Source organism: Nitrospina sp. P1_D6, assembly GCF_052156615.1.
In the GTDB taxonomy this organism is placed as follows: domain Bacteria; phylum Nitrospinota; class Nitrospinia; order Nitrospinales; family Nitrospinaceae; genus Nitrospina.
Map to the genome: position 1 here is coordinate 221,570 of NZ_JBQKUN010000001.1, position 14,974 is coordinate 236,543.

The following is a 14,974-nucleotide window of genomic DNA, read 5'->3' on the forward strand; positions in this document are numbered from 1 at the left end:
CTATGCTGGAACTCCCACACAGGTATCAGGTACACGTCCATATTGCGGGGGAGGACCGTCCCGGCATCCTCGCCAAAGCGCTGGAGTCCGTCGTGGAGTGCGAAGCGCTGGTGGTGGACATCAAGCAGTTCGTGTTCAGCGGACTGTTGAACCTCTCCCTCCTGCTTGAAAGCAGTGACAGTGAAATCCTTTTGCAGCTGGAAGAGAAATTTGCGGCTTACAGCAAACGGTCCGGCCTCAAGATCAACGTCTATCCGTGGCGGCCGGGTTACCGTCCGGAAGCGCCGTATTGCCACCGGCTGGTGATCACCGTCCTGGGACGGCGCATCGGCACCATTGCCTTTCTCGAACTGACCCGCACCATCGCCGAACTCGACATCAACATCCCACGCATCGAGCAACTGGATTACGGCGATCACCACGTGCTCGAAATCGTGGTGGGGGGAAAGCAGTTGCTGACCAACGTGGATGTGCTCAACGCGCTCCTCAAGTTCAAGGAAAACTTCGACGTGGACATTGCGGTGCAGGAGGACACCCTGTTCCGCCGCAACAAACGGCTGATCGTCTTCGACGCGGACATGACCTTCCTGCAATGCGAGGTGATCGACGAGTTGGGCAAGCTGGCGGGAGTGGGGGACCAGCTCGCGGCCATCACCCACAAGGCGATGAGCGGAGAACTGGATTTCACGGAGGCTCTTCGCGAACGCGTGCAGTTGCTCAAAGGCCTGCCGGTAGAAAAGCTGGAGGAATTGTTCGAGCGCATTCCACTTACGCCGGGAGCGGAGGACCTCGTCCGCATCGTCAAGCACCTGGGTTACAAGGTGGCGATCGTCAGCGGAGGATTCCAGTTTTTTATCGATAAACTGAAATCAAAATACGGCCTCGATTACGGCTTCGCCAACCAGCTTCAGATCAGGGACGGCCGGGTGACAGGAGAACTCGAGGGCGACATCGTCGATGCCCGCGCCAAGGAACGCATCCTGGAATCGGTGGCGGAAAAAGAAGGTCTGCTGGTCCAGCAATGCGTGGCTGTGGGGGACGGCGCCAACGACATCCACATGCTCGCCCGCGCCGGTCTTGGAATCGCCTTCAACGCCAAACCCATCGTGCAGAAGCACGCGCAAGCCATCATCAGCACTTCCAACCTGGAACTGATCCTGTACTTTCTCGGAATCAGCGGGAACGAACTGCAGGAACTCCGGCAGGTCGTGAAGAGAAAGCCCGGCTGAAGAAAAATTCATGTCTCCCGGTAATTCGGGCCGTTCAGGTTTTTCCGGGTGGAAAGCCGGATACTCTCTTCAGCCTCCAAAAAGTTCAAAAAGGTCCCGTTACAGACCGAAATTCCCAGCCTCACTCAACTTCCTTTTTACTGCAAATATGGAAAGAACTATATCTGGAGAAACCATTTTCCGGCAGTTGGGTCAGAATTCAGTTGCAATTTGGAGAAGCGAGATTATTCTGGGTGTATAATAAACTTCACGAGAGCATCATGGAATTGCACAAAAACGCACGTTTCTCCGAGCGCGGCTTCACACTGATCGAATTATTGATCGTAATCGCCATCATTTCCATACTGGCCGCCATCGCCATTCCCCAATTTGCTCAGTATAAGGAACGGGCGTACGACTCCGATTCCAAGGCCACTTTGCGGAATCTTTTTTTGTCCTGCCGGGTGTACTGGGATGACAATGGGGGATCCAATTCCTGCGATCCCACCGTGGCCGCCGGACCTGAATATGGTTTTGTGAATCCGAGCGACATCACCTTGTCCGCTTCCGGAACGGAAACCACCTTTGCCGGCACCGCGCAGCATAACGACAGCACCAATACCTACAACATAGACAGTAACGGCAGTATTAGTTGAAGCCCGAAACCCGGGAACAACGCTCCTCTTACCCTTTTGCAATGCACCCCGGCCACATTGCATTTCTTGCAGGGCCTGTCCTTGAGAAAAAAGGGTCCATTGCGATCAAAAACAGGACCCTCCATCCCCCTTGGTGATTCTCCAGAAATTATCGGATAAGCTAATAGTTTATTCGCTCCACCACTTAATTTAATGCAGAATTTGTTTGCATCCCGTTGGATGGGCCTTACTCTGGAAGTAGGAATAATGATTTCCGGGGCTTCATGTATTCTTACCGAAAACGGGTTTTCAACCAACGCGGCTTTACCTTGATCGAGGTTTTGATCACCATTGCCATCGTGGCGGTCCTGGCCGCTATAGCGATTCCCCAGTTCACTCAATACAAGGAACGGGCGTACGATTCGGATTCCAAATCCACCTTGCGGCATCTTTTCATTTCATGCCGGGTCTATTGGGATGACCAGGGGGGCACCAATACCTGTGACCCCGCCGTGGCCGGCAATCCCGCCTATGGATTCATCGACCCTCCCGACGTCACGGTGAACGGGTCCGGGGATGAAACCAGTTTTTCCGCAACCGCACAGCATCTCAGCAGTTCCAATACCTTCACCATCAATAATGATGGCGCCATCAACTGACAGGTTGGAGCCCCGCATTCCCATCCCTTGCTCAAGGCATTATTTTTTTCTTAAAAGAGCCTCCTCGCCGATCGAGCCCCTGATAGTTTCAATCCATACCCTCCAGGTTGCACATTCCCGAAAATTTTCAGTGGCCTGCCACCTGCTATTTCCCTTTTGTTAAAGACCATCGGAGGGATTCCATTACGTTGAGATGATTTTTATTGACCCATCATATTAATTTTGATATTTCTAGAAATATGGAAATATTAAATGCAGTAGCATCTTTGGCGGCGTTGGCCCAGGAGAGCCGCCTCCAGATTTTCCGACTTTTGATCCAAGCGGGCAAAACCGGTCTTCCCGCTGGGAAGTTGAGCGAGGAACTGGATTTACCGCCTTCCACGCTGTCCTTTCACTTAAGCCAGCTGAAAAAGGGAGATCTGGCTCGGTGCCGCCGGGAGGGGCGAACCCTGTTCTACTCCGCAAACTTTGAAGCCATGAACGGGTTGATGGCGTACCTCACCGAAAATTGCTGTCAAGGGAACCCGGAAGACTGTGTCCTGCCGCCGACGTGCGAAGAAACGGACTAAGAAAAATGCAGTGCCCCCCGGTATCCAGAAAGCCCTGCTATAACATTTTGTTCCTATGTACGGGCAATTCCGCACGGAGCATCATGGCCGAGGCCATTTTGAACAACTGGGGCGAATGTTGTTTCTGCGCTTACAGCGCCGGGAGTCATCCCGCCGGAACCATTCATCCGCTTGCTTTTGAGTTGCTCGTTCAACAGGGACATTTGATGAGCGCCCTGCGCAGTAAAAGCTGGGAGGAGTTCACCCATCCTGGTGCGCCTGTCTTCGATGTGGTGGTCACGGTTTGTGACAATGCCGCTGGAGAGGTGTGCCCCGTTTGGCCGGGAAGTCCGTTGACCGCCCATTGGAGCCTGCCGGATCCGGCTGGATTCGAGGGGTCTTATGCGGAACGCATGGACGTGACGGAACGGATTTATAAAGAATTGGAGCGCAGGATTGAAGTTTTGCTGGAGCCCTGCTTTGAAACGCTGGACACCGCACAACTGGTGGAACGGTTGAAAAAATCCGAAGCCGAATACCTGGGGAGACGGGAATGAATGTTGTGCAAAATTCCACCGCTGTTTACAGTAAGAAAGCCCTTTCGATGGGATTTTTTGAGAAGTATCTGACCATTTGGGTGTTTCTCTGCATTGTGGCGGGCATCGTTCTCGGTCACTGGTTGCCGGGACCGTTTCAGTCCATCGGCCGGATGGAGGTATTCCGCGTCAACATTCCGGTTGCGGCGCTGATCTGGCTCATGATCATTCCCATGCTCCTTAAAGTGAACTTCAAGGCCCTGCATGAAGTGGGGGCTCATTGGAAAGGCGTCGGGGTCACGGTTTTTATCAATTGGGCCGTCAAACCGTTTTCCATGGCGCTTCTGGGCTGGTTGTTCATCGGACATCTGTTTGCCCCGTATTTGCCCGCGGGGCAGATTGAATCCTACATTGCGGGCCTGATCATCCTGGCGGCGGCGCCCTGCACGGCGATGGTTTTTGTGTGGAGCCATCTTGCCAATGGCGAACCGCATTTCACGCTGACCCAGGTGGCGCTCAACGATGTGATCATGATTTTCGCCTTCGCCCCCATCGTCGGTTTGCTTTTAGGATTGTCTTCGATCACCGTCCCGTGGGAAACCCTGACCCTGTCGGTAATTTTGTATATCGTCGTGCCTGTCATCGTGGCTCATTTCTGGAGAATGCATTTGTTACGGAAGGGAGGTGAAAGTGCGCTGAAACGGACGCTGGACACTCTGCATCCTTTTTCCCTGTCGGCGTTGCTGGCAACTCTGGTCTTGTTGTTCGGATTTCAGGGAAATCAGATTTTAGCGCAACCCATGATCATCGGTATTCTCGCGATTCCCATATTGATTCAGGTTTATTTCAATTCAGGGCTGGCTTATGTGCTGAACCGGCACTTTGGCGTGGCCCACTGTGTGGCGGCGCCTTCGGCCCTCATCGGCGCCAGCAACTTTTTTGAGCTTGCGGTGGCGACGGCCATCAGCCTGTTCGGGTTTCATTCCGGTGCGGCGCTGGCGACGGTGGTGGGGGTTCTTGTCGAGGTGCCGGTCATGCTCTCCGTGGTGCGGATCACCAACGCCACCCGAACCTGGTACGACAAGCCGGTCAAAGCCCCGGTTTGATGGTCAGGAGAACTGACTGCCTGTCCGGTGTGTGTCTGGATTGGTTTTTCAGGGGGTTACGGTTTTACGCAGTTCCCATCCCCGTTTCTCTATTTCCCGGTCAAAGGTTTCACCGCTGAGCGCCGAATCCACCGGTACCGCACCGCGCGGCAATGCGCCTTTGGCGGCGAGGATGGCGATGAGGGAGGCATGCCAGCCGGTCAGCTTTTCCATGGCGGTGAACCCGGTATCCAGATCGGCTGTCTCCACCAGGTCCAGTGTGCAGGATGCCATCTTGTTGTTGGAGGTCCCTGTGCACTGCACCCGGATCAGGCAGATGTCCTGCACGTTTTCCGTATGAATTTTCTTCTCCAGAAGTTTATGGTAGAGGTCGCGCGGCGAAATTCGTCGCGCGTTCACGGAAACCGGTTCCTCGCTGAACAGCCCCAGTTCCTGAAACGTGCGGAAATGTTCCCAGTGGCCAAGGTAACGCAGGGTGCGGTTTTCCAGCCGGCGCAGCTTGCCTTCAAATGTCCACGGCATGGTGCTCAATCCTCCGGCGGTGACCGCCGCTTCCAGCGTACCCAGCGGTTCGAACTCGATCAACTCCAGTTCGGTCAGGCAGGGCACTTCCGTCACCTGCCCGTTGCGAAGAAAGTGAGCGTGGCCGTCGTACTCGTTGGTCAGGCCGTTGATGTGAAATAAAAGAGTGTAGTTGTATGGCGGCTGCGGGTTCAGCGGGAGCCCGCCGTCCCAGATGTGCAGTTCTTCCGGCTCCTCCACCAGTTCCATGGCGCGCACGCCCATGTTGATATTGAGGCCGGGCGCCATCCCGCAATCGGGTATGATGGAAACGCCCTGCGCCTCGGCACGGTCGCCCATCGCCAACTGCTTGCGCACGATTTCCGTATTTCCACCCATGTCCACCAGGCTGGACCCGGCTTCAATGGCCGCTTCGGTGATGCCGGGATTGTACTGAAACGGCACTGCGCTCACCGTGGCGTGGATTTCTGCTAACGCTTTGGACAGAGCCTTCCGGTCAGTAACATTCAGGGTGTTTGCATGAACGCATCGAGTGCTCAGTAAGGAGTTGATGCGTTCGGCGCCCTGCCGGGCGGAAAGGGAATTGGAATCGAAGAGGGTAATGCCCGCAGCATCGCCAAACCGGGCCAGGTCGTAGGCCGCGGCGATGCCCTGGCGTCCGGCGCCGAGGACGGCGTACCGATAGCTCATGGGATAAGAACATTCCTGGAAATTTTCGGGGGACTCAGTCCAGAAGCACCATACCTATTTTGTGACCTTCCGTACAGGGTTGGAATTTTACCGCAAAATCCCAGCCGATATTCAACAAAGTTTGGGAAACGTCGATGCCGCAGGCCTGCAGGGTGGGGCGGGCTCGATCGGGATACTTGCAATTCGATTCGATGTTGCACACCTCGCACAAATTACAAGGCAGGGCGCCCATACCAAATGCCTTGAAAAACCCCTTCTCCCGCAATCGGGCTTCCAGGCTGAGTACCAGTGTGTGCACACCCTCCGAGTTCGATGCTTCGACTACCATTGCCCGGCCGTAATTCAAAAGAATATCCGCCATTTCGTCACTCGTGGGAGTGAACGTGGGGCACGTATGGCGCTGGTTGAAACAGGAGCACCCGAACTGACATCGCAGGCGCACCCAGTGGCCCAGAGCGATTTCATGGACCGGGATCACCTTCGCGCGGGCACTGCCCAAAGCTTCCGCTTCCTGAATCATTTGTGATGCAGACACTCGGTCCGTGGGCAGATTCTTGACGTTCGGCAAATCTGAAATCATGGAACTCCCTTGCAGGTGAGATGTCGAAGTGTGATGAAGGCGTGAATTGTATCAAAAAAGTATATGATATATTACAACATGGTTCACCGTAAGTGGGCCAGAACTTATTCTCCTTCTGGTGAGGTCCGGTGACTGCAGACCGGTCGATTGACTCCATTTGCCATTCCTCATTGACCCCGTCCAATAAATCTTCTGTTTTTAGAACGATTATTGCAGAATGAAATCAAAACGGACAAAACCACCTTTGATGTACCAAACACGTTATACAATGAATTCCGACAAGCCATGAGTCAATCCTGCGAAGCCGTGTTGTTCGACTGGGCGTATACCCTGGTCGACCTTGTTGATGAAGACGACCGCGTTCCTCTTAAAAAAGTTTTCGATCACCTGGCCAAAAAGGGGATCGTCCTTCCAGACTTCGAAAAAGCTTACCGCTCCTGCCACGACCTCTTCTACAGCATGATCGCGGTGTCTCGTGAGTGTGGGCTCGAAGCGCGCTTCGAGATCGCCCTGCAAACCCTGTTCTTTCGCCACGGCATTACGCTGAACGGCACCACCATGCGGGAACTCATGACCTTGTACTATGAAGACATCTATTCCCGGCGCAAGGTGTATCCGGAAACGGTCGCGGTGCTCGAAGGCCTGAAACAACGGGGCATTCGCATGGGCGTTGTATCCAACACAACCAACCCCGGGTACATGAAGGACCGTGAGCAGGAAATGCTGGGCCTTCGCGATTACTTTGAATTTTCCATCTATTCATCGGAAGTCCCCTTCAGAAAACCACACCCGACCATATTCCAACTGGCCATCGACCGGCTCGGCCTGTCCCCCGAACGCATCCTGTTCGTCGGTGACAACCCGGTGGCGGACATTACCGGGGCTCATGCTGTGGGCATGCAGACCGCGTGGATCAACCGAGACCGCGAACCGGTGCCCCCGGGATTGAAGCCGGATCATGTTCTTTCCACCCTGCACGATGTACCGAAGATCGTGTGTGCCGATTGAGCCATGCATCGATTCTTCGTTCCGGCAGACCAGATCGACGAAAAGCGTGTGGTTGTACGCGGCTCTGATGTCAACCACATCCGCAAGGTATTGCGCCTGGGTGAAGGCGACCACATTTTCGTTGTGGATGATGAAGGACGGCAGTGGCAGGTGCGGCTCACCGGCCTCGGTGCGAAAGAAGTGGAAGGAGAGGTGGTGACCGAGGTCAGCGTGGCTACAGAATCACCGGTGAAAATCGTGATGGGGCAGGCGCTCATCAAGGGCAACCGCTTCGACCATCTGGTCCGCAAGGCGGTGGAGCTGGGGGTTCACCAGGTACTGCCGCTGGAAACCAGTCGGTGCGTAGCGCGAATCAAAAAACAGGAAGTAGAAAAAAAGCTGGAACGCTGGCAACGCATCGCCGAGGAAGCGGCCAAGCAGTGCGGTCGATCCAAAATCCCGCAGGTCGGACCCAACATCCCCGATCTGGAAAATTTTTGCGATCAGGTTGAGACCTGCGACCTGAAACTCCTGTTCTGGGAAGACGAGACCCGGGCGCGCCTGCGCGACGTTGACAATGGGGACAAGGCATTTGAGTCGATTGCCTTTGTGGCCGGCCCTGAAGGGGGTTGGGAGCTACAGGAAGTCGAGTTCCTGAAAAAACGCGGCTTCCGGACGGTGGGACTGGGTCCCCGCACCCTGCGCGCCGATTCGGTCTCCCTCGTCATCCTCTCCCTCCTGCAACAGCGGTGGGGGGATTTATGAACTCCGGTTTTCGTTTTGCCTCGCCCCGCGATGGTGGTACATTGCTCACGATGCCAACCTGTTCGCCCACGCAACCATGAGTTACCAGTTCAAGCTTCCCATTTTTGAAGGCCCGCTGGATCTGCTTCTGCACCTCATCAAGGAGCAGAAGATGGATATCCACGACATCCCCATCAACGAGATCACCAAACAGTACCTGGAATACCTCGACCTCATGCAGGACCTCAACCTGGAGGTGGCAGGCGAGTACCTGGTGATGGCGGCAGAGCTGACCCGCATCAAATCCAAAATCCTGCTCCCGGTGCAGAAACGTCCCCACGAGGAAGAAGGTGACGAGGGCACCGATCCGCGCTCGGAACTGGCACGGCGGCTGCTCGATTACCGCCGGTTCAAGGATGCGGCCTTCAAACTGCGGCAGATGGAACACGAACGCCAGCAGATCTTCACCCGCCATGCTCCGGTGGAAATTGCGGAGCAGGATGAAGAAGAGACAGAGGAAACGCTGGTCGATGCCACGGTGTTCGACCTGTTCAGCGCGTTCAAAAAAGTCCTCGACCAGAAATCCTTCCACAAAGACTACGAAATCGAGATCACCACGCTGTCGGTCACCGACCGCATCCGCGGGGTGCTGGGCCGGTTGAACCAGGTGGAGAGCCTTTCCTTCGAGGCGTTGTTCGACGAAGCCACCACCAAGCAGGAGGTCATCGTCACGTTCCTCGCCATCCTGGAATTGATGCGCATGAAGCTGGCACGCTGTCAGCAGAGCAAGCATTTCGAAACCATCCGCCTGTACCTCGACTCCGACCGGGAAAAGCAGGAAGCGGCGCTTAAGGATTTCAAAGACCCGGAACCGCACACAACCCCGCCCGTCACAGACGAAGCCTCCTGACAAGAAAGAAAACCATGCCGGACGCCACGTGGGAACACTTTCCGCACGATGCGGACATGGGTGTGCGCGGCATCGGTCCCACGCTGGAATCGGCATTTGAGCAGGGTGCGCTGGCGTTGACGGCGGTCGTCACCGACCCGAAAGACGTCGCCGAAACAGAAGAAGTCCCCATCGCCTGCGAAGCCCCGGACCCGGAATACCTGTTTGTCGATTGGTTGAACGCACTCATCTACGAAATGTCGACGCGTCGCCTGTTGTTTTCCCGCTTTGAGGTGAGTATCTTGAACGGAATCCGGCTCACGGCCACGGCCTGGGGCGAGCCGGTGGACCGTGCCCGGCATCAACCTGCCGTCGAAGTGAAAGGGGCGACCTTCACCGCCCTCAGGGTCGAGAAGAAAACCCCGGGACTCTGGGTCGCCCAGTGTGTTGTCGATGTGTGAAATGAGAATCCCGTGCAGAAAAAACGTCTGAACAAAATAAGCGAAACCGAATGGTGGATCGAGCCCACCGGACCGATGCGCGTACCGGGGATCATCTATGGCACGGAAGACCTGATCGAAGGCATGGACGACAAGGTCCACGAGCAGGTGAGCAACGTTGCCGCTCTTCCCGGTATCCAGAAGGCGTCGTACGCCATGCCTGATGCGCACTGGGGTTACGGTTTTCCCATCGGCGGCGTGGCGGCGTTCGACCCCGACGAAGGCGGCGTCATCTCCGCCGGCGGTGTGGGATTCGACATCTCCTGCGGTGTGCGCACCCTGCACACGGGGCTGGTGCGTGACGACATCGAACGCGTGAAAGATACGGTTGCCGATTTGTTATACACCAATATTCCGGCGGGGGTGGGGAGCCGCGGGGCGATCTCGCTCGATCCCGAACAGATGGACGCCATGCTCGAAGGCGGTGCGCAGTGGGCCGTCGGTCTTGGCTGGGGCCGCGCCGAAGACCTGAAGTCCATTGAAGAGGAAGGCCGCATGCAGGGTGCCGATGCGAATTGCGTTTCACCGCAGGCCAAGAAGCGGCAGAAAGACGAGATGGGGACGCTCGGCTCCGGCAACCATTACCTCGAATTGCAGGAAGTCACCGATTTGTATGACGCCGACGCGGCAAAAGCCTTCGGTTTGCGGGAAGGGGATATCGTCCTCTCCATCCACTGCGGTTCGCGCGGGCTGGGTCACCAGATAGGCACCGAGTTTCTGAAATCCATGGCCATTGCCGCACCCGGACACGACATCCAATTGCCGGACCGCGAACTGGCCTGCGCTCCCATCAATTCCGAACTGGGCCAGCGGTACCTGGGGGCCATGCGTTCGGCAATGAACTGCGCCATGGCCAACCGGCAGATCATCACCCACCTCGTGCGTGAAACCTTCGAACATGTTCTGCCCAAAGCCGAGCTCGACCTGCTCTACGACGTCTCGCACAACACCTGCAAAATGGAAAAACACCAGATCGACGGCAAAACCAAAACCGTTTTCGTTCACCGCAAGGGGGCGACGCGATCCTTCGGTCCGGGGCACCCTGATATCCCTGAAGCCTTCCGAAAGGTGGGCCAGCCGGTACTGATCGGCGGCACCATGGGCACGGCGTCTTACGTTCTTTGCGGCACCGACCGGACCATGGGGCTGTCGTTCGGCTCGGCGGTACACGGTGCCGGACGCCAGATGAGCCGGCGTCAGGCCACGAAGCTATGGAAGGGGCGGGCGGTGATCGATGACCTCGCCAGGCGCGGCATCCTCATCCGCAGCCCGTCGCAACGCGGCGTGGCGGAGGAAGCCCCCGGTGCCTACAAGGATGTCAGCCAGGTTGTGGAGGCGGCGCATACAGCGGGACTGGCCCGCAAGGTGGCACGCGTGGAGCCCATTGTCTGTGTGAAGGGTTGAATTTGGCTTTTCTAGGGTCTTCAGGCTTTTTCCCGTTGAGTAGTTTTAAGTTATTGAAAATTTTGATATAATTTTTGAATGTTGAACCATCGAGGACCATCCAGCCCCGTGACCAAAGTTTTCATTCCTTTCCTGATACTGAGTTTCATCGTTTCCGGTTGCGCCAGTTACGGCAGTTACAAACCGGTGATCGATCCCAAAACCGATTCCTCCCCACAGACGCTGGAAGTGGATTTAAAAGAGTGCAAGGCAATCGCCTCCCAGGCCGCGGAGACGGTGGAGGAAGCCGGCAAAGGTTCGGTTGTGGGTGGCGCCATTGGCGCATTTTTTGGCGGGCTGCTGGGCTTCATCACAGGCAACCCGGTTCGGGGTGCTTCGACCGGCGCGGTGATCGGAGGCGGCGTCGGGGGAGTGCAAGGCGGCGTGAGCGCCGAGGAAAAGTACAAGCGCGTGTACCGCAACTGCATGCGTAACCGCGGGCACACGGTCCTGGATTGACCCACCCCGAAAGCCGGGCATTGTCTTGTAAAGCCACCCGTCATGATGCCGCCATCCGGCGATTTCTATGGTGTCCTTCCGTTCTCCGGGATATAATGATTTTTGCTTGAAAATCGCTATAAAAGGCCCTGAATGGGGATGTTCAGACAAATTCGAGAAGATATCCAGGTAGCGATCGAAAAGGATCCCGCCGCGCGCAACACCTTTGAAGTGCTGGTGTGTTATCCCGGCGTGCATGCCCTCATTGCGTACCGTGTCAACCACTGGTTGTGGACGCACGGCATGAAACTCCTTGCGCGGGTGACTTCTTATATCGCGCGCTGGTTGACGGGAATTGAAATTCACCCGGCGGCAAAGATCGGCAGGGGGTTCTTCATTGACCACGGCATGGGGGTGGTGATTGGCGAGACCTCCGAGATCGGTGACAACGTTTTCATGTACCACGGCGTGACTCTGGGCGGCCTCAGTATGAAAAAGGGCAAGCGGCATCCGACCATTCAGGACAACGTGGTCATCGGCGCCGGAGCGCAGGTGCTGGGCCCCATCTCCGTCGGCAAGAACAGCAAGATCGGTTCCGGTTCCGTGGTGGTGCAGAGCGTGCCCGCGTATTCGACGGTCATCGGCGTGCCTGCCCGGGTGGTGTTCTCCGGTATCTCGGCCGATCAGGAAGACCCGGAGGAAATTTTCCGCGATCCCATGTCGCAGGCCATCGAGTATGTTCTGGACCGGCTTCCGCAGATGGAGCGAGACATCCGTGCCCTGCGGGATGCGGTCAACCTGGAGCACCCCGACCCCGAACCCGCGCCACCTCCTCAACCGGTACCGCTTTCGACGAAATCGAAAATCAAAAAAGCCTCCAACGAATCCTGACCCCAGAAGGTATGACCCGAGTGAGTCCCGGGGTGAAGGCAGGGCTTGCACCTCGCTTGCAACATTCCAAACGGTTCGTTCCATGAACGCTATTTATCTCGACCATAACGCCACCACACCGGTTCATCCGGATGTATTGGAAGCCATGTTGCCTCTCCTGAAAGAGGATTTTGGCAATCCTTCCAGCACCCATTCCCGCGGTCGCTCGGCACGCGTCAAGATGGACGAAGCCCGCGAGCAGGTCGCGGCGCTCATTCACGCCGATGCTCGGGAGATCGTATTCACCAGCGGCGGTACCGAGTCCGACAACCTCGCCATTCTGGGCGCGGCACGGGCATTGAGAGACAAAGGGCGTCGCATTGTCACGGCCCGGGTGGAGCATCCGGCGGTACTCAATGCCTGTCTGGAATTACAGAAAGAGGGCTTCGTCATCGACTACGCCCCCGTGGATGAATTCGGACGTGTCCGGTTGGATGCCCTGGAGGCGCTGATTTCGGATGAAACCATCCTCATCACCATCCAGTCTGCAAACAGCGAAGTCGGCACCCTGCAACCCATCGAGGGCATAGGGGAAATCGCGCGCGACCGGGGAATCCTGTTTCATACCGACGCCGTACAAAGTGCGGGGAAAGTTCCATTGGACGTGAAGGAGGTGCCTGTCGACCTTCTTTCCATGTCGTCACACAAGCTGTACGGTCCGAAGGGCGTGGGAGCGTTGTACGTGCGGCGGGGACTTCCTCAGCTGGCGCCGCTGATTGTCGGCGGGGGGCAGGAAAAGAAGCGCCGCGGCGGAACCGAAAATTTGCCGGGTATTGCGGGGTTCGGCAGGGCGGCCGAACTCGCGGCAGGCGATTTGGAACAGGAAGGCGAACGGTTGCGCCAGTTGAAGCGGCGTCTGCGTGACGGGGTTTCGGCCTTGCCGGGGGTCCGGTTCTTTGGTCATCCCGATGAGTCCCTCCCCAACACGCTCAACTTGGGATTCGAGGGGGTCGATGGGCAGACGTTGATGATACGGCTCGACCTGGATCAAATATACGTGTCCACAGGCACTGCGTGCAGTTCCGGTTCCATCCTCCCCTCCGACGTCTTGACAGCGATGGGTGTGCCGGAGGAGCAAATGCGGCAGTCCATTCGCATCAGTTTCGGACGCAGCAACCGAATGGAAGATGTGGACCGGGTGGTGAAAGCGATAATCCGGGTTGTGACCGATATTCGTAAAAAGCAGAAGGTGGCCTCCTGATTCCTGGCACCTTCACGGAACCCATTTCCATTAGGGCATCCGTTGCGTTTCGTGATAAGATGCTGGGCAATTTAAGAGGTTGTTTTTATGGGTTTTATCCAACCAACTTTTCCGGGACCAAAACTTGGGAGTTCATCTATGCCTGACACGCTTACCACACCCCGCCTCATAGGCAGTTTTGCATTGGCCGCCGTCGTGTTTCTGACGGGCTGTCAATCCATGCCCTGGAACCAGAAAACCGAAGACGAACTGGCTTTGGAACAGGAGTTCGAACAGGACCTCGGTGGAACATTGGAGGACAGTTCGGCTGTGAACAAGAAAGAAGACCAGCTTTTTCCGGATTCCGGCAGCAACGAATCCACCCTGTCGCAGGAAGAAGAAGACTTTTTCGGCAAAAGTGCCGGCACCCAGGAAGTGAGTGGCCAGACGCCTGTGGAATCGCCGCAAACGGAGACCGCCTCCAATGAAGGGTTCGGCGGATTTTTTGGCGAAGAAACCAGCCAGCCGCAAGAGGACAATCTGGAAGATTACCTGCTGGAGGACAAGGATGAAGCGCTGGGTACCGAAAAGACCGTGGTGGCGCAAAACCCCGTCACCGAAACACCTTCAAACGAAGGGGTGAACCCGGGATTCGACAGCATCGACCAGAAAACAGACATCGAGGAAATGAAGGTAGACATCCAGATACTGCAAAGCCAGCAGGAAGCGCTCATCCAGCGCGTGAAGGAATTGCAGACCGTAATCCAGGACATGGAGCCTCGTCTTACGGCGACCCAGGAACGGTTGGAGACCAACCTCAACATGACTGCACAACAGACGATGGGATTGGCTCCTGCCATTGAGACCTTGAAACAGCAGATTGACGCCCTGGGGACGGAAATCCAATCGATGAAAGATGCGGGCCCCATGACGCAGGCCAAACTCACTCCTCGCAAGGGCCCGGCCATCATGAAGAAAGCCACCGCCTACAAAATTCCGCAGGAATACACACAGGCGCTCAACGCTTATCGCAGTGGCCAGTACGACGAGTCGATCATGATGTTCCAGGAATACCGGCTGAAGAACCCACCCGCCGACCTGCAGGACAATATCATTTTCTGGCTGGGTAACAATTATTACCAGCTGGGCCGCTTTGACGAGGCCATTTCACACTTTGAAATCGTGCTCACCCAATATCCGCAAGGCAACAAAGTTCATGATAGCCGTTTTATGATGGGGGTCACCCTGCACAAGATGGGCGATACGGGCCGCGCTCTCGATACGCTGGAAAAAGCATTGCAGATGAATCCGCCTTCCGAGGTACGGGATAAAATTGAGCGGCATTTGATGGAAATCAAATGAATTCCGTTTCAATTACG

At 56.2% G+C, this 14,974-nt stretch carries 17 protein-coding genes; 15 read left to right on the forward strand and 2 right to left on the reverse strand.

Going from position 1 to position 14,974, the window contains the following annotated elements:
- The first annotated feature begins 2 nt into the window (after window positions 1-2).
- The 6 genes from serB to arsB all read left to right on the forward strand — a co-directional run bounded on the left by serB (window position 3) and on the right by arsB (window position 4,692).
- Window positions 3-1,229 (forward strand): phosphoserine phosphatase SerB, encoded by a 1,227-nt coding sequence (gene serB, locus ACTRXA_RS00995; RefSeq protein WP_442425342.1) that lies wholly within the window; start codon window positions 3-5, stop codon window positions 1,227-1,229.
- Between the two features lie 260 nt (window positions 1,230-1,489).
- On the forward strand, window positions 1,490-1,864 hold the full coding sequence (locus ACTRXA_RS01000; protein ID WP_442425343.1) for a prepilin-type N-terminal cleavage/methylation domain-containing protein: 375 nt from the start codon (window positions 1,490-1,492) through the stop codon (window positions 1,862-1,864).
- Between the two features lie 263 nt (window positions 1,865-2,127).
- Window positions 2,128-2,502 (forward strand): type IV pilin protein, encoded by a 375-nt coding sequence (locus tag ACTRXA_RS01005; RefSeq protein ID WP_442425344.1) that lies wholly within the window; start codon window positions 2,128-2,130, stop codon window positions 2,500-2,502.
- A gap of 239 nt (window positions 2,503-2,741) precedes the next feature.
- Window positions 2,742-3,071 (forward strand): ArsR/SmtB family transcription factor, encoded by a 330-nt coding sequence (locus ACTRXA_RS01010; protein WP_442425852.1) that lies wholly within the window; start codon window positions 2,742-2,744, stop codon window positions 3,069-3,071.
- Window positions 3,072-3,076: 5 nt separating this feature from the next.
- The gene (locus tag ACTRXA_RS01015; protein WP_442425345.1) at window positions 3,077-3,607 is read left to right on the forward strand and encodes an arsenate reductase ArsC; all 531 of its coding nucleotides are present in this window, start codon (window positions 3,077-3,079) and stop codon (window positions 3,605-3,607) included.
- Window positions 3,608-3,654: 47 nt separating this feature from the next.
- On the forward strand, window positions 3,655-4,692 hold the full coding sequence (gene arsB / locus ACTRXA_RS01020) for an ACR3 family arsenite efflux transporter (protein WP_442425853.1): 1,038 nt from the start codon (window positions 3,655-3,657) through the stop codon (window positions 4,690-4,692).
- A 48-nt stretch (window positions 4,693-4,740) separates the two neighbouring features.
- Here the strand turns inward: arsB and ACTRXA_RS01025 are convergent, their stop codons facing one another.
- Both ACTRXA_RS01025 and ACTRXA_RS01030 read right to left on the reverse strand, forming a co-directional pair.
- Window positions 4,741-5,904: a saccharopine dehydrogenase family protein gene (locus ACTRXA_RS01025; RefSeq protein ID WP_442425346.1), complete on the reverse strand. Its 1,164-nt coding sequence runs from the start codon at window positions 5,902-5,904 to the stop codon at window positions 4,741-4,743.
- A 34-nt stretch (window positions 5,905-5,938) separates the two neighbouring features.
- Entirely contained in the window at window positions 5,939-6,439 is a 501-nt protein-coding gene (locus tag ACTRXA_RS01030; protein ID WP_442425347.1) for a DUF2284 domain-containing protein, read from the reverse strand.
- Window positions 6,440-6,769: 330 nt separating this feature from the next.
- Between ACTRXA_RS01030 and ACTRXA_RS01035 the strand changes: the two genes are divergently transcribed.
- From ACTRXA_RS01035 to ACTRXA_RS01075, 9 genes are all read left to right on the forward strand, one after another.
- Window positions 6,770-7,492, forward strand: a complete 723-nt coding sequence (locus tag ACTRXA_RS01035) for an HAD family hydrolase (RefSeq protein WP_442425348.1) — start codon at window positions 6,770-6,772, stop codon at window positions 7,490-7,492.
- A 3-nt stretch (window positions 7,493-7,495) separates the two neighbouring features.
- Window positions 7,496-8,236, forward strand: a complete 741-nt coding sequence (locus ACTRXA_RS01040) for a 16S rRNA (uracil(1498)-N(3))-methyltransferase (protein ID WP_442425349.1) — start codon at window positions 7,496-7,498, stop codon at window positions 8,234-8,236.
- Window positions 8,237-8,312: 76 nt separating this feature from the next.
- Window positions 8,313-9,125 carry a segregation and condensation protein A gene (locus tag ACTRXA_RS01045; RefSeq protein ID WP_442425350.1) on the forward strand — a complete coding sequence of 271 codons (813 nt, stop codon included), beginning with the start codon at window positions 8,313-8,315 and terminating at the stop codon, window positions 9,123-9,125.
- Window positions 9,126-9,139: 14 nt separating this feature from the next.
- A complete protein-coding gene (locus ACTRXA_RS01050; RefSeq protein ID WP_442425351.1) occupies window positions 9,140-9,565 on the forward strand; it encodes an archease in 426 nt (141 codons plus the stop codon).
- A 12-nt stretch (window positions 9,566-9,577) separates the two neighbouring features.
- Entirely contained in the window at window positions 9,578-11,008 is a 1,431-nt protein-coding gene (locus tag ACTRXA_RS01055; RefSeq protein ID WP_442425352.1) for an RtcB family protein, read from the forward strand.
- A 108-nt stretch (window positions 11,009-11,116) separates the two neighbouring features.
- Window positions 11,117-11,506 (forward strand): hypothetical protein, encoded by a 390-nt coding sequence (locus ACTRXA_RS01060; protein WP_442425353.1) that lies wholly within the window; start codon window positions 11,117-11,119, stop codon window positions 11,504-11,506.
- 138 nt (window positions 11,507-11,644) lie between these two features.
- Complete coding sequence (gene cysE, locus ACTRXA_RS01065) at window positions 11,645-12,376, forward strand: serine O-acetyltransferase (protein ID WP_442425354.1); 732 nt, start codon at window positions 11,645-11,647, stop codon at window positions 12,374-12,376.
- An 82-nt stretch (window positions 12,377-12,458) separates the two neighbouring features.
- The gene (locus ACTRXA_RS01070; protein ID WP_442425355.1) at window positions 12,459-13,616 is read left to right on the forward strand and encodes a cysteine desulfurase family protein; all 1,158 of its coding nucleotides are present in this window, start codon (window positions 12,459-12,461) and stop codon (window positions 13,614-13,616) included.
- Window positions 13,617-13,754: 138 nt separating this feature from the next.
- Entirely contained in the window at window positions 13,755-14,957 is a 1,203-nt protein-coding gene (locus tag ACTRXA_RS01075; protein WP_442425356.1) for a tetratricopeptide repeat protein, read from the forward strand.
- Window positions 14,958-14,974 lie beyond the last annotated feature (17 nt).

What these genes read in the sequence shown, in the direction of transcription:
- ACTRXA_RS01025 (WP_442425346.1), bottom strand. Translation starts at nt 5,904, where the DNA reads ATGAGCTATCGGTACGCCGTCCTCGGCGCCGGACGCCAGGGCATCGCC.
- ACTRXA_RS01075 (WP_442425356.1), top strand. Translation starts at nt 13,755, where the DNA reads ATGCCTGACACGCTTACCACACCCCGCCTCATAGGCAGTTTTGCATTG.
- ACTRXA_RS01000 (WP_442425343.1), top strand. Translation starts at nt 1,490, where the DNA reads ATGGAATTGCACAAAAACGCACGTTTCTCCGAGCGCGGCTTCACACTG.
- ACTRXA_RS01010 (WP_442425852.1), top strand. Translation starts at nt 2,742, where the DNA reads ATGGAAATATTAAATGCAGTAGCATCTTTGGCGGCGTTGGCCCAGGAG.
- cysE (WP_442425354.1), top strand. Translation starts at nt 11,645, where the DNA reads ATGTTCAGACAAATTCGAGAAGATATCCAGGTAGCGATCGAAAAGGAT.
- ACTRXA_RS01040 (WP_442425349.1), top strand. Translation starts at nt 7,496, where the DNA reads ATGCATCGATTCTTCGTTCCGGCAGACCAGATCGACGAAAAGCGTGTG.
- ACTRXA_RS01035 (WP_442425348.1), top strand. Translation starts at nt 6,770, where the DNA reads ATGAGTCAATCCTGCGAAGCCGTGTTGTTCGACTGGGCGTATACCCTG.
- ACTRXA_RS01070 (WP_442425355.1), top strand. Translation starts at nt 12,459, where the DNA reads ATGAACGCTATTTATCTCGACCATAACGCCACCACACCGGTTCATCCG.
- ACTRXA_RS01050 (WP_442425351.1), top strand. Translation starts at nt 9,140, where the DNA reads ATGCCGGACGCCACGTGGGAACACTTTCCGCACGATGCGGACATGGGT.
- ACTRXA_RS01005 (WP_442425344.1), top strand. Translation starts at nt 2,128, where the DNA reads ATGTATTCTTACCGAAAACGGGTTTTCAACCAACGCGGCTTTACCTTG.
- ACTRXA_RS01045 (WP_442425350.1), top strand. Translation starts at nt 8,313, where the DNA reads ATGAGTTACCAGTTCAAGCTTCCCATTTTTGAAGGCCCGCTGGATCTG.
- arsB (WP_442425853.1), top strand. Translation starts at nt 3,655, where the DNA reads ATGGGATTTTTTGAGAAGTATCTGACCATTTGGGTGTTTCTCTGCATT.
- ACTRXA_RS01015 (WP_442425345.1), top strand. Translation starts at nt 3,077, where the DNA reads ATGCAGTGCCCCCCGGTATCCAGAAAGCCCTGCTATAACATTTTGTTC.
- serB (WP_442425342.1), top strand. Translation starts at nt 3, where the DNA reads ATGCTGGAACTCCCACACAGGTATCAGGTACACGTCCATATTGCGGGG.